Genomic DNA, 13,076 nt, shown 5'->3' on the forward strand with positions numbered 1-13,076 from the left:
CGGATGTCGGTCGACCTCATGGGCTTCCTCGGGGTGGTGTTGGTCGCCTACGTGGTCCCCGGCCCGGACTTCCTGGTGGTGTTCCGGTCGGCGATCGAGCATCCGGCCAAGGGTCGGGCAGCGGGGCTGGGCGCCCAGGCAGGACTGTGCGTGCACATGCTCGCCGCCGCCATCGGGCTGGCCGTGATCGCCGCCCGCTCCCCGGTGGTCTACGACACCATCAAACTCCTGGGCGCCCTCTACCTGATCTATCTCGGGGTTCGGGCTGTGCTCGCAGCCCGGCGGGCCGCCCGGGAGCGCGCCACCGTGCGGGAGACGAAGGACGACAGCCCGCCGCTGGGAGAGCCCCAGTCCGCAGGTGCGCGGTGGCGCTCCGGCTTCGCCCAGGGGTTTCTCACCAATGTGCTCAATCCCAAGGCAGCGCTGTTCTTTCTCAGCATCCTGCCGCAGTTCGTCGACGACGCCGGTTCGATGACGGGGCAGATCTTCTTCCTCGGCATTCTGGACGTCCTGATCGGGATCCCCTACTGGTTCGCTGTGGTCGCCGTCGCCTCGCGGCTTCGTGCACTACTGGCCCGTCCGAAGATCCAGCACCGCTGGGAGCTGACCACCGGCTGGCTGTTCATCGCCATCGGCATCGGCGTCGCAACCGCCGCCTGAGTTCCGGTGTCACTCCCAGCCACCAAGGGGCTTCAGGCGGTGAAGCGGCCCGTGCGGCGGATCTCGGGGAAGTCGGTGGTCGCCCCGTCCAGGTTCAGCGCCCGGGCCAGCCTCAGGTGGTCCTGGGTGTTCACCACCCAGCCGAGCACCTTCACCCTCTCCGCGTGCGCCTGCTCCACCACCTCCAGCGTGAGCCGGCGGATGTTCAGCGCCAGCGTCGGCGCGCCCGCCACCCTGGCCCGGTCCACGATGTCCCCGCCCCAGCGGCTGGCGATGAGGACCGTCCGTACCCCCGGCACCAGCCGGGCGATCTCGGTGACGGCCTCGTCATGGAACGAGGAGACCTCCACCCGCCCCACCAGATCACGGGCCAGCATCACCTCCGCCAGCGCCCGGGCCGCCGCCACGTCCTTGATCTCGGCCTGGAGCGGGGCCTTCACCGCGTCCAGGACCTCCTCGAAGACCGGGATCCGCTCGCCCTTCCCGGCGTCGAGCTCACGCAGCTCCGCCAGGGTCTTGCCGGCGATCGGCCCGGTGCCGTCGGTCGTACGGTCCACATCGGCGTCGTGCATCACGGCGAGCGCGCCGTCCTTGCTGAGGTGGAGATCCAGCTCGATGGCGTCCATCCCCGCCTCCTCCGCGCGGACGAAGGAGCGCAGGGTGTTCTCGGGCTCGACGCCCATCACTCCACGATGACCCAGGGTGAGAAAGGACAAGGCGACCTCGTTCCCGTCGGCGGCTGCCCGCCAACTGCTCCTGCCCGTACGGAGATACGGGCGCGGATCCGGCATGACGGCACCGGTGAGGGTAACGGCCGGGGCCGCGGATGTCTGCCGCCGTGCGGGCCCGGTAGGCCGGACGGTGCAAGGACTGACGCAACTGTGCGCCTACCCGGCGTACGGCAGGAAAAACAGCGGTGACCATAGGGGGTCGGCAGGATAATTTTCAGGACTTCACTTGTGTGAAGTAACCCTGCGCGGCTACGGTGGCTCCACGCGAGGTTCTCCCGTGGAGGAAGTGTTATGACGGAAATTCTTGTGCACGGTGCCGCCGAAGGCGCGATAGCTACTGCCCCGCGGGTGGTCGAGCACCCGGCATGGCCCGCGCTCAGGGATGCCGTCGAGGAGATCCGCCCCTGGCAGTCCAAGGACGGCTCCATCGACTTCGAGGCCGAGGGCGCCCCCTCCCCGGCGACCGTCGAGCGCGTCGTCGAGCGCGTGATCGGCGCGGTGGAGGAGCTCTCCCCGCTGCTGCCGCACGACGCCGCCTACCACCGCGCGCTCGTCACCGACCTGCGCCGCTGGGCCGCCGACGGCTTCCGCGTACCCGACTTCCTGGACGCGCTGCTCGCCTTCCAGCCCGCGCAGAACCGGGTCGACGGCCTCCAGCACCTGGTCCTCTTCCCCATGTACACGCAGAACGGCAACCCGGACCGCAACTTCGAAGCCGTCGTGCTGAAGATGGTCTGGCCCGAGTGGCTCGCCGACCTCGAAGCCACCCGCTACGACAACCCGCTCTTCTGCGGGATCACCTTCGAGGACTTCACCGCCGGCTACGACACCAACTCCGCGGTCCTCTTCCCCGAGACCATCGCCGTGCGCGAGGCCCCCGAGCGCTTCAGCTGGGGCGGCATCTTCTGCGACCGCGAGGCCGCCCGCTTCCGCCGCGTCACCGAGGCCTCCGTCGAGCTGCTCGGCCTGGAGCTGCCCGAGGACATCCGCGAGATGATCGGCGACCAGACCCGGTGCGAGCAGGCCTTCGTCCTGTGGGACATGGTCCACGACCGCACCCACAGCCACGGCGACCTGCCGTTCGACCCGTTCATGATCAAACAGCGCCAGCCGTTCTGGATGTACGGCCTGGAGGAGCTGCGCTGCGACCTCACCGCCTTCAAGGAGGCCGTGAAGCTGGAGGCCGAGGGCAACACGCACGGCCGCGACGTCCAGTACGCCGTCCTCTTCGACCGGATGTTCCGCTTCCCGGTCACCGGCGACCGCGTCCGCAACTACGACGGTCTCGGCGGCCAGCTGCTCTTCGCCTACCTCCACAAGCACGATGTCGTCCGCTGGACCGACAACACGCTGAAGATCGACTGGGAGCGTGCCCCGCAGGTCACCAACCAGCTCTGCGCCGAGATCGAGAAGCTCTACCGCGACGGCATCGACCGCCCCAAGCTGGTGCACTGGTTCGCCGCCTACGACCTGGTCTCCGAGTACCTCGCTCCGCACCCCGGATCCACCTGGGCCAAGGGTCCCGACGCCCTGGACCTCACTCAGCCCCCTCGCAAGCTCGTCGACGACGTGCTTCCGGACGAGTTTCCCCTGAGCATGTTCTATGAGGCGCTCGCCAAGAAGCTGAAGCACGTGATTGCCTCCGCCAAGGGAATTACCGCCGCGAGCGCCGAGCAGGCAGCCGCGTGAACGCATCTCCCGAGGAGACGGTGGCCATGAACGGAATCGGTAAGGGCGAGGGGACGGGCGTGCTCGAAGGTGCTGTGATCGCCGTCGCCGGAGCGGCGGGGCCCGCGGGCCGCGCGACGCTGCTGCGGCTCGCGGAGGCCGGTGCGACCGTCGTCGGCTGCGACGCCAACCCGGAGCGGCTCGCCGAGGCGGTGGACGCCGCCCGCTATGCCCACGGCGGTGCGACCGTCACCGGCGAGACCGTCGACCTCTTCGACCTGGACGCGGCCCGGGACTGGGCCAAGCGGACCGAGGCCGAATTCGGCCGGATCGACGGCCTGGTCCACCTCGTCGGCGGCTGGCGCGGCAGCCCCAGCTTCCAGGAGACCAGCCTCGCGGACTGGGACACCCTGGAGAAGCTGCTGATCCGCACCGTCCAGTCCACCTCGCTGGCCTTCCAGGAACCCCTCCAGCGCAGCGACAAGGGCCGCTACCTCCTGATCAGCGCCGCCGGCGCCGGCAAGCCCACCGCGGGCAACGCCGCCTACTCCGCCTCCAAGGCCGCGGCCGAGGCCTGGACCCTGGCGCTCGGGGACGCCTTCCGCAAGGCGGGGGGCGAGGACGGGCCCGCGGCGGCGGCTGCGATCCTGGTGGTCAAGGCACTGGTGAACGACGCCATGCGCGCCGAGCGCCCGAATGCGAAGTTCGCGGGCTTCACCGACGTCAAGGAGCTGGCCGAGGCCATCGCCGGCGTCTGGGACAAGCCCGCCCCCGAAGTGAACGGAAAGCGCCTGTGGCTGACCCCGCAAACGTGAGGACCGACGCGCGACGCCACCACGACCCGCAGGTGCGCGGGTTCGCCAGCGACAACTACGCGGGCGCGCACCCCGAGGTCCTCGCGGCCATCGCCCTCGCCAACGGCGGCCACCAGGTCGCCTACGGCGAGGACGACTACACCGGCCACCTCCAGCGCGTCATGCACAGCCACTTCGGCCCCACCGCCGAGGCCTTCCCGGTCTTCAACGGCACGGGAGCCAACGTGGTCGCCCTCCAGGCGCTCACCGACCGCTGGGGCGCGGTCATCTGCGCCGAGTCCGCCCACATCAACGTGGACGAGGGCGGCGCGCCCGAGCGGATGGGCGGCCTCAAGCTGCTCACCGTACCCACGCCGGACGGCAAGCTCACCCCTGAGCTCATCGACCGGCAGGCGTACGGCTGGGACGACGAGCACCGGGCCATGCCGCAGGTCGTCTCGATCACCCAGAACACCGAGCTCGGCACCGTCTACACCCCCGACGAGATCCGCGCCATCTGCGACCACGCCCACGAGCGCGGCATGAAGGTGCACCTCGACGGGGCCCGGATAGCCAACGCGGCCGCCTCCCTGGACGTGCCGATGCGGACGTTCACCAACACGGTCGGCGTCGACGTCCTGTCCTTCGGCGGCACGAAGAACGGCGCCCTGTTCGGCGAGGCCGTCGTCGTGCTGAACCCGGACGCGGTCCGGGCGATGAAGCATCTGCGCAAGCTCTCCATGCAGCTCGCCTCCAAGATGCGCTTCGTCTCCGTCCAGCTGGAGGCGCTGCTCGCCAAGGACCTCTGGCTGCGCAACGCCCGGCACGCCAACGCCATGGCCCAGCGGCTCGCCGAGGGCGTCCGCGCCATCGACGGCGTGGAAATCCTCTACCCGGTCCAGGCCAACGCCGTCTTCGCCCGGCTGCCGCACGCCGTCAGCGAGCGGCTGCAGAAGCGCTTCCGCTTCTACTTCTGGGACGAGAGTGCCGGTGACGTCCGCTGGATGTGCGCGTTCGACACCCGGGAGGACGACGTCGACGCCTTCCTCCAGGCGCTGAAGGAAGAAATGGCGCGGTAGCGCAGAACCTCTGTTTGCATGAGTATGCGGCTGACCGGAAATCAATTGATCTCCGGTCGGCCGCTTCGTACGCTCCAGGGCCATGAAACTGATCCAGCAGCACCCGGACATCGCCGCCTATCTGGCAGCCGACGAGGCCATCGACCACGAGCACCCCGTCGTGATGGAGACCGTGGCCGCCCTGACGCATGAGGGCGACGACGCATACACATACGCCCGTACCGCCTTCGAGTACGTACGCGACACCATCCCGCACTCCGCGGATTCCGGTGATCCGCGCGTCACCTGGCGCGCCTCCGACGTCCTCGCCACCCGCAACGGCATCTGCTACGCCAAGTCCATCGCGCTCACCGCGCTGCTCCGGGCCCGCGCCATCCCGGCCGGGCTCTGCTACCAGCGGCTCACCGACGACGACGGGACGAACCCGGTCGTGCACGGCCTGGTGGCGCTGCGGCTGCCGGGCCACGACCGCTGGGCCCGGGTGGACCCCCGGGGCAACAAACAGGGCGTCGACGCGCAGTTCTCCCTCGGGGTCGAGCGGCTGGCCTGGGCGGTACGCGAGGAGATCGGCGAGGTCGACTATCCGGCGCTCCACGCCACGCCGCCCGCCGAGGTCCTCCACGCCCTGCGGAGCGCCCGGGACCGCGCCGAGCTCTGGCGGAACCTCCCCACCCGGCTCTGAGCCCCCCGGCGGTGCGCGCCGGAGGGCTCAGGGGTGCTTCAGGGTGCTCGGGGATGTTCGGGGGTGCTCGCGGCGGTGCCGGTCAGCCGAGCTCGCGTACCTGGGCCGGGGTCGGGGCCGTACCGCCGAGATGGGCCGGGACCCACCACGTGTCACTCGCGTCCTTCGGGCGCACCGGGTAGGCCCGCTGGGCGGCCTCCAGCAGCTCCTGCACGCGCTCCCGCAGCCGCCGGGTGATCGCACCCGCGTACTGGTCGGCGGGCGCCTCCACGGGCTCGCCGACGCGGATGGTGATCGGGATGTGGCTGCGCTTGAAGTTGCGCGGCCGCCCCTTGGTCCAGATCCGCTGCGTGCCCCACAGCGCCATCGGGATCAGCGGGACCCCGGCCTCCTGGGCGAGACGCGCGGCACCCGACTTGAAGCTCTTCAGCGTGAACGACTGCGAGATGGTGGCCTCGGGGAAGACGCCGACGATCTCGCCGGAGCGCAGCGACTCCAGCGCGTGCGCGTACGCGTGCTCGCCCTGGTTCCGGTCGACCGGGATGTGCTTCATCCCGCGCATCAGCGGACCGGAGATCTTGTGCCGGAAGACCGATTCCTTCGCCATGAAGCGGACGAGCCGCTTCTGCGGCAGAGCGCCGAGGCCGGTGAAGATGAAGTCGAGATAGCTGATGTGGTTGCTGACCAGCACCGCACCGCCGGTCTTCGGGATGTGCTCCGAACCCTGAGTGTCGATCTTCAGGTCGAGCGCCTTGAACATGGTGCGAGCGGCGCCGACGACCGGTCGATAGACGAGTTCTGCCATCTGGGGAAGACCCTTCTTCAGTGCCTGGGGAGGGTTCTCCCGGCGGAAGTTACGCAGCCGTAGGTATTCGGCATTGTGGCGATGGTGCCCCATGCGCGGGCCCGTGACCAGTCCCGGGGGGCCCGGGCCGCGAGATTCTCGTCACGTGCGCGCCCCCTCCAAGCTGCGGGAATGTCCTGCGGCCGGCCGGTGCTGACTCCTTGCGAAGAGCTCTGAATCAGGAGGCGACAGTGGACGGCGGAACACCCGGGCAGCGGCTCGACGCGGCCCAACTCGGCGCGGAACTGGGGAAACGGGCGACACTCGTCCAGTTCTCCACCGCCTTCTGCCAGCCGTGCCGGGCCACCCGCCGCACGCTCTCCGAGGTGGCCGCCATGGTCGACGGGGTCGCGCACATCGAGATCGACGCCGAGGCGCATCTCACGCTCGTCCGGCAGCTCGACATCACCAAGACGCCCACGGTGCTGGTGCTCGACGGCGCGGGCCAGGTGGTCCGCCGTGCGTCGGGCCAGCCCCGCACCGCCGATGTCGTCGCGGCGCTGGGACGGGCCATATGACGGACCGTGACGCATCTCCCACATGGCGGAACGCCCTTGACTGCACCCACCACGCATCGTCAGTCTGACGCTATGCCGCCAGAACTCCTTCTCTACGGCCGGGTCCACGTGGACCTCGTACGCCACGCGAGTGCGCGCTGTCCGGGTGCCTGAGCGACCACGGCCCCGTACGCCTCTCCCGCAGAAGGACACCTCCATGACGGCCTCACCCGAACTCGCCCCCTCCCTCACGGCATCGCCCGAGCTCCTGCGCTCCGTCTTCCGCCGCCATGCCGCGGGCGTCGCGGTGATCACCGCCGCCGGGGAGCGGCCGGTCGGATTCACCGCCACCTCGCTCAACTCCGTCGCGGCCGAGCCCCCGCTCGTCTCCTTCGGCATCGGGACGTCCTCCTCCAGCTGGCCGGTGCTGGCCGAGGCGGAGCATGTCGGCGTCCACATACTCGGTGAGCACCAGCAGGAGCTGGCCGCCACCTTCGCCCGCAGCGGCGCCGACCGCTTCGGCCCGTCCACCGACTGGAGCAGCGGCCCCGAGGGCGTCCCGCTGCTCGCCGGTGTCTCCGCCTGGCTGGTCTGCCGGGTCGTGACCCGTGTCCCGGCGGGCGACCACCGCATCGTGATCGCCGAGGCCGTGGCCGGCGACCCGTCGGGGGCCGGGCGGCCGCTGGTCTACCACCAGGGGCGGTTCACGGCTCTGCGAGACTGAGGAGCGGGCAGGTCGGGGGCCTGCAGGGCTTGCAGGGACGTTTCCTCCGTTGGCAAGGTCACAGTGCGGAGCGCTTGCTCAGGGGTAAGAGTCTGGGTGTACTGGCGAGTAATATCGGCCGGGAGCCCGGTCGGCCCGACCGGAAACGGCCCGGTAAGGCGCCTATGCTGCGTGCAGCAAGGCAGCCCGGAAATGACGATGCAGTAGGAGAGCCGGCGTGAGCTTGAGGATCGTTGTCTGTGTGAAGTACGTGCCCGACGCGACCGGTGACCGGCATTTCGCCGATGACCTGACGCTGGACCGTGATGATGTCGACGGTCTGCTGTCGGAGCTGGACGAGTACGCGGTCGAGCAGGCGTTGCAGATCGCGGATGCGGCGGACGATGCGGAGATCACCGTGGTGACGGTGGGTCCGGAGGATGCCAAGGACGCGTTGCGCAAGGCGTTGTCGATGGGTGCGGACAAGGCTGTGCACGTCGAGGACGACGATCTCCACGGCACGGATGTGATGGGTACGTCGCTGGTTCTGGCGAAGGCGGTCGAGAAGACCGGCTTTGACCTGGTGATCTGCGGGATGGCTTCCACCGACGGTGTGATGGGTGTGCTGCCGGCGCTGCTGGCGGAGCGTCTGGGCGTGCCGCAGGTGACGCTGCTCTCCGAGGTCGCGGTGGACGGTGGTGTGGTGACCGGGCGGCGTGACGGTGACACCGCTTCCGAGCAGCTTGAGGCCTCGCTCCCGGCGGTGGTGTCGGTGACCGACCAGTCCGGCGAGGCCCGCTACCCGTCGTTCAAGGGGATCATGGCGGCGAAGAAGAAGCCGGTCGAGTCGCTGGATCTGGACGATCTGGGCCTGGACGCGGACGAGGTGGGTCTGGCGGGTGCGTGGACCGCGGTCGATTCGGCGACCGAGCGTCCGGCGCGGACGGCGGGCACGATCGTGAAGGACGAGGGCGAGGGCGGCAAGCAGCTCGCCGAGTTCCTCGCGGGCCAGAAGTTCATCTAGGCCCCGGCCCCCTGTCTGTCCCCTCCTTCTTCTCTTCTCTCGTCTGGAGTGCGTTGTCATGGCTGAAGTTCTTGTTCTGGTCGATCACGTGGACGGTGCGGTCCGCAAGCCCACCCTGGAGCTGCTGACGCTGGCCCGCCGGATCGGTGACCCCGTAGCCGTCGCTCTCGGTGCCGGCGCGGAGGGCACCGCGGGTGTGCTGGGTGAGCACGGTGCGGTGAAGGTGCTGACCGCGGATGCCCCGGAGTTCGCGGACTATCTGGTGGTGCCGAAGGTCGACGCGCTGCAGGCCGCGTTCGACGCGGTGGGCCCGGTGGCGGTGCTGGTGGTGTCCTCGGCCGAGGGCAAGGAGATCGCCGCCCGTCTCGCGCTGCGGACCGGCTCCGGGATCATCACCGACGCCACCGATCTGGAGGCCGGTGAGCAGGGTCCGGTCGCGACGCAGGCCGCGTTCGCCGCCTCCTACACGACGAAGTCCCGGGTCTCCAAGGGGGTTCCGGTCATCACGGTCAAGCCGAACTCCGCCCCCGTCGAGCCCGCCGCCGCCGCCGGCACCGTCGAGGCCCTGTCGGTGTCGTTCAGTGACGGCGCCACGGGGACGAAGGTGACCTCCCGTACGCCGCGTGAGTCGACCGGGCGCCCGGAGCTGACCGAGGCCGCGATCGTCGTCTCCGGCGGCCGTGGCGTCAACGGTGCGGAGAACTTCCCCCTCATCGAGGCCCTCGCCGACTCCCTCGGTGCCGCGGTGGGTGCCTCGCGGGCCGCGGTGGACGCGGGCTGGTACCCGCACACCTCCCAGGTCGGCCAGACCGGCAAGTCCGTCTCCCCCCAGCTCTACATCGCCTCCGGTATCTCCGGCGCGATCCAGCACCGGGCCGGGATGCAGACCTCGAAGACCATCGTCGCGGTCAACAAGGACGCCGAGGCCCCGATCTTCGACCTCGTCGACTACGGCGTCGTCGGCGACCTCTTCACCGTCGTCCCCCAGCTCACCGAAGAGATCAACACCCGCAAGGGCTGACACACCCAAGCAAACACACGAACAACACCCGCCTGGGCCGCACGGTGCACCCCACCGCGCGGCCCAGCGCCGTTCCAGGCGACCATTGACGCAGGTCGAGCGGCCTTATAACTTCACTATACGGATTGTTGATTCCGGGAAGCGGAAACAGCGAGAGCGTGGAGGGTACGGTCATGGGTCAGCAGGAGAAGGTGGCAACGAGCCTCGCCGGCACGGTCAGCGAGGAGATCAGCGCCTCCCTCACGGCGGTCGACGCGGAGCTCGCCCGCCGCTACCCAGGAGACCCCGGCACCCGCCAGCCCGTGCACACCGTCTACGTACCCGGTGATGTCTTCGAGCCCGGCACCCTCCGCTCCTGGGGCGACCAGGCGCTGGCCGCCCTCGACGAACACGCCCCCGACGCCGCCTCCTTCGCCGCCGTCCTCGGCATCCCCGAGGAGCTGGCGGGCCCCGTCCACGACCGCGTACGCGCCAAGCTGGAGCGCGAGCCGGTCGAGGACCTCCGCATCGACTTCGAGGACGGCTACGGCCCCCGCACGGACGCCGAGGAGGACGAGGCCGCCGCCCGCGCCGCGCGCCTGGTCTCCGAGGCGTACGCGAACGGCACGGCCGCCCCGTACATGGGCATCCGGATGAAGTGCATGGAGGCCGGCGTACGCGACCGTGGCATCCGCACCACCGACGTCTTCCTCACCGGGCTGATGGAGGCGGGCGGGCTCCCCGAAGGCCTCGTGCTGACCCTGCCGAAGGTGACGTACCCCGAGCAGGTCACCGCCTTCGTCCAGCTCCTCGAAGCCTTCGAGAAGGCCCACGGCCTCGACGCCGGGCGCATCGGCTTCGAGATCCAGATCGAGACCAGCCAGTCCATCCTCGCCGCCGACGGGACCGCCGCCGTCGCCCGCATGATCGACGCGGCCCAGGGCCGGGCGACCGGGCTGCACTACGGCACCTTCGACTACAGCGCCTGCGTCGGCGTCAGCGCCGCCTACCAGGCCAGCGACCACCCGGCCGCCGACCACGCCAAGGCCGTCATGCAGGTCGCCGCCGCGGGCACCGGCGTACGGGTCTCCGACGGCTCGACCAACGTCCTGCCCGTCGGCCCCACCGCCCAGGTCCACGAGGCCTGGCGGCTGCACTACGGCCTCACGCGCCGTGCTCTGGCCCGCGCGTACTACCAGGGCTGGGACATGCACCCCGGGCACCTGCCGACGCGTTACGCGGCCGTCTACGCCTTCTACCGCGAGGGGCTGGAGCCCGCCGCCGCCCGGCTCGCCGCGTACGTCGCCAAGGCCGGCGGTGACGTCATGGACGAGCCCGCCACCGCCAAGGCCCTCAGCGGCTATCTGCTGCGCGGCATCGACTGCGGCGCGCTCGACACCGCCGAGGTCGCCCGGCTGACCGGCCTGACCCGCGCCGACCTGGACGCGTTCGCCTCACCGCGCCGGGGCGATCTGACGGTCACCGCCCCGTAGAGCCCCTCAGTAGGCGTCGCGCCCCGGCTGCGGTACGGCAAGCCCGGCCGGGGTGTGCAGGCCCGCCACGGGCAGGGTCCGCTGGCCGCCGCGCATCGGCAGCTTCACCACCCGGTCGTTGTCGAAGTCCGCGACGTACAGCGTGCCCTCCGGGTCGAAGGCGAGACCGTACGGGGAGTTGAGCCCGGTCACCGGAGCGGTCCGCTGCGGCCCGCCGCCCGCCGGCAGAACCACCACACGGTCGTTCCCGCTGTCGGAGACGTACAGGTCCCCGTGCCGGTCGAAGGCTAGTCCGGTGGGCTGGGAGAGGCCGGTGGTGGGCACGGTCGTCTGCGGACCGCCGCCGGCCGGGATCCGTACCACGCGGTCGTTGACGAAGTCCGCGATGAACAGGTTCCCCGCCTCGTCCAGCGCCAGCCCGTTGGGGTGGAGCAGTCCGGTGGTGGGCACGGTGACCTGCCCGCTCCCGTCGGCGGGGATCTTCACCACGCGGTCGTTGAAGCTGTCGGCGATGTAGAGCGTCCCGGCCGTGTCCAGCGCCAGACCGATCGGCCGGGAGAGATCGGTGGTCGGGACGACGGTCTGCGGGCCGCCGTCCCCGGGCACCCGTACGACCCGGTTGTTGCCGGTGTCGGCGATGTAGAGGTCGCCCGAGGCGTCGAGCACCATCCCGGTCGGCCGGGTCAGGCCGGTCGCCGCGACCGTGGTCGGCTCGCCGCCGCCGGGCGGCACACGCAGCACGTCGTTGTCCGCGTAGTCGGAGACGTACAGGGGCGCCGCACCGAGCACCGGCGGGTGTCCGTCCGCCGCCCCGTCCGTCGCGCCGCCGGTCGCCGAGGCGAGCGGGGCCGCGCACAGCAGCATCACCGCCGCCATCGCCGCGGACCGCCACCGCAGACGTCTCCTTCCCGGCTCGACGGGACCAAGGGGCGGGGTGACGGCTGTTGCCGTATGAGTCATGGGTACGCACCTGTTCTGGACGCCCTGCCCGTTGCCCTACCGGCCCGGGGAGGGGAGAGGGACGGCGCAATCGCGGTCCGCGCGGCACCGGGGGCGGGGCGGGCGGAACGCGTGACGCCACGGTGGCGACGGCCCCCTCCGTCCGGACCGGCCACCCGGCGAACGAGCTAGCCGGAGCGAGCCGTGGCGTGCCGTACGGGCCCGGGGCCGTCAGCGGCCGACGTTAGGAACCGCCCCCGCCGATCCGGTGGCACCACGCCCCGATGCGCCCACCGGCCACCCCAACGGCCCCGGGCGTGGGCCGCGCGGCCCCGGGTCCCTCAGGTGTCCTTGCGGGCGGCAGCACCCGTACGGGCGCGGTAGGCCCGCATCTTGTGCCGGGCGCCGCACACGTCCATGTCGCACCACAGCCCGTTCGACGACGGCGCCCGGTCGTAGAAGACCCAGCGGCACTCCGGCGCCGCGCAGGCCTTGAGCCGGGTCGCGTGACGCCCGGTCAGGCCGTCCCGCAGCAGGGCTTCGAGCACCGTTCGTACGATCTCCGCCGCCGGCCCGTCACCGGCCGGGCGCAGGGCGAAGGTGCCGTCGGGGCGGACCACCGGGGCGCCCGCCACGGAGCGGATCAGCCGGTTGAGGGCGTCGAGCGTCGCGGGCGAGGACCGCTCGACGAGGAACGCCCGCACGGTCTCCCGGGCTTCCGCGAGCGCCGCCAGCTCGGCCGGGGAGACCGCTTCCGGATAGCCGTGCGCCCGCAGCCACCCGCCCGCCGTATCCGGCCGGGCGAGCTCGTCCGCGCCCTGGAGAAGGGTCGCCGTGTTGCAGAACGCCTCGACCGGTTCGAGCTCCGCGGGTGCCGGGTTCCGTCGCATGATCCCCACTTTATCAACGTTACCGGCAGGGGGAAAGCTCTGGTAACGTCGAAAGCCCGGCAGGGGTTCCGC

General features: G+C 70.9%; 14 protein-coding genes. 10 read left to right on the forward strand and 4 right to left on the reverse strand.

The features are described from left to right. Positions 1–3: 3 nt before the first annotated feature. The gene (locus R2B67_RS33545; RefSeq protein ID WP_317823759.1) at positions 4–660 is read left to right on the forward strand and encodes a LysE family translocator; all 657 of its coding nucleotides are present in this window, start codon (positions 4–6) and stop codon (positions 658–660) included. 32 nt (positions 661–692) lie between these two features. Here the strand turns inward: R2B67_RS33545 and R2B67_RS33550 are convergent, their stop codons facing one another. Beyond that, on the reverse strand, positions 693–1,376 hold the full coding sequence (locus R2B67_RS33550) for a glycerophosphodiester phosphodiesterase (protein WP_317825012.1): 684 nt from the start codon (positions 1,374–1,376) through the stop codon (positions 693–695). A gap of 306 nt (positions 1,377–1,682) precedes the next feature. On the opposite strand from R2B67_RS33550, the gene R2B67_RS33555 reads away from it, so the two are divergent. The 4 genes from R2B67_RS33555 (at position 1,683) to R2B67_RS33570 (ending at position 5,614) form a co-directional block, all read left to right on the forward strand. Further along, positions 1,683–3,080, forward strand: coding sequence for a DUF6421 family protein (locus tag R2B67_RS33555; RefSeq protein WP_317823775.1), 1,398 nt, complete (start codon positions 1,683–1,685; stop codon positions 3,078–3,080). A 26-nt stretch (positions 3,081–3,106) separates the two neighbouring features. Then, complete coding sequence (locus R2B67_RS33560; RefSeq protein WP_030570855.1) at positions 3,107–3,874, forward strand: SDR family NAD(P)-dependent oxidoreductase; 768 nt, start codon at positions 3,107–3,109, stop codon at positions 3,872–3,874. Further along, entirely contained in the window at positions 3,871–4,932 is a 1,062-nt protein-coding gene (locus R2B67_RS33565) for a threonine aldolase family protein (RefSeq protein WP_018515863.1), read from the forward strand. Before R2B67_RS33560 ends, R2B67_RS33565 begins: the two co-directional genes overlap by 4 nt. Positions 4,933–5,014: 82 nt before the next feature. Next, positions 5,015–5,614 carry a transglutaminase-like domain-containing protein gene (locus R2B67_RS33570; RefSeq protein ID WP_317823790.1) on the forward strand — a complete coding sequence of 200 codons (600 nt, stop codon included), beginning with the start codon at positions 5,015–5,017 and terminating at the stop codon, positions 5,612–5,614. 82 nt (positions 5,615–5,696) lie between these two features. Here the strand turns inward: R2B67_RS33570 and R2B67_RS33575 are convergent, their stop codons facing one another. Then, a complete protein-coding gene (locus R2B67_RS33575; RefSeq protein WP_237324597.1) occupies positions 5,697–6,419 on the reverse strand; it encodes a lysophospholipid acyltransferase family protein in 723 nt (240 codons plus the stop codon). A 230-nt stretch (positions 6,420–6,649) separates the two neighbouring features. Here R2B67_RS33575 and R2B67_RS33580 point away from each other — a divergent pair, with 230 nt between their 5' ends. The 5 genes from R2B67_RS33580 (at position 6,650) to R2B67_RS33600 (ending at position 11,175) form a co-directional block, all read left to right on the forward strand. Next, positions 6,650–6,976, forward strand: coding sequence for a thioredoxin family protein (locus tag R2B67_RS33580; protein WP_317823808.1), 327 nt, complete (start codon positions 6,650–6,652; stop codon positions 6,974–6,976). 196 nt (positions 6,977–7,172) lie between these two features. Continuing rightward, complete coding sequence (locus tag R2B67_RS33585) at positions 7,173–7,679, forward strand: flavin reductase family protein (RefSeq protein ID WP_317823815.1); 507 nt, start codon at positions 7,173–7,175, stop codon at positions 7,677–7,679. A 217-nt stretch (positions 7,680–7,896) separates the two neighbouring features. Beyond that, positions 7,897–8,682 (forward strand): electron transfer flavoprotein subunit beta/FixA family protein, encoded by a 786-nt coding sequence (locus tag R2B67_RS33590; RefSeq protein WP_317823817.1) that lies wholly within the window; start codon positions 7,897–7,899, stop codon positions 8,680–8,682. A gap of 58 nt (positions 8,683–8,740) precedes the next feature. Beyond that, positions 8,741–9,703: an electron transfer flavoprotein subunit alpha/FixB family protein gene (locus R2B67_RS33595; protein WP_317816566.1), complete on the forward strand. Its 963-nt coding sequence runs from the start codon at positions 8,741–8,743 to the stop codon at positions 9,701–9,703. Positions 9,704–9,876: 173 nt separating this feature from the next. Continuing rightward, entirely contained in the window at positions 9,877–11,175 is a 1,299-nt protein-coding gene (locus tag R2B67_RS33600; RefSeq protein WP_317823819.1) for a DUF6986 family protein, read from the forward strand. 6 nt (positions 11,176–11,181) lie between these two features. Here the strand turns inward: R2B67_RS33600 and R2B67_RS33605 are convergent, their stop codons facing one another. Beyond that, positions 11,182–12,051, reverse strand: coding sequence for an SMP-30/gluconolactonase/LRE family protein (locus R2B67_RS33605; protein ID WP_381074769.1), 870 nt, complete (start codon positions 12,049–12,051; stop codon positions 11,182–11,184). Between the two features lie 404 nt (positions 12,052–12,455). Further along, positions 12,456–13,004: a CGNR zinc finger domain-containing protein gene (locus R2B67_RS33610; protein WP_317823823.1), complete on the reverse strand. Its 549-nt coding sequence runs from the start codon at positions 13,002–13,004 to the stop codon at positions 12,456–12,458. Between the last annotated feature and the right edge of the window lie 72 nt (positions 13,005–13,076).

The organism is Streptomyces cyaneofuscatus, from assembly GCF_033109485.1.
Classification (GTDB): Bacteria; Actinomycetota; Actinomycetes; order Streptomycetales; family Streptomycetaceae; genus Streptomyces; species Streptomyces cyaneofuscatus.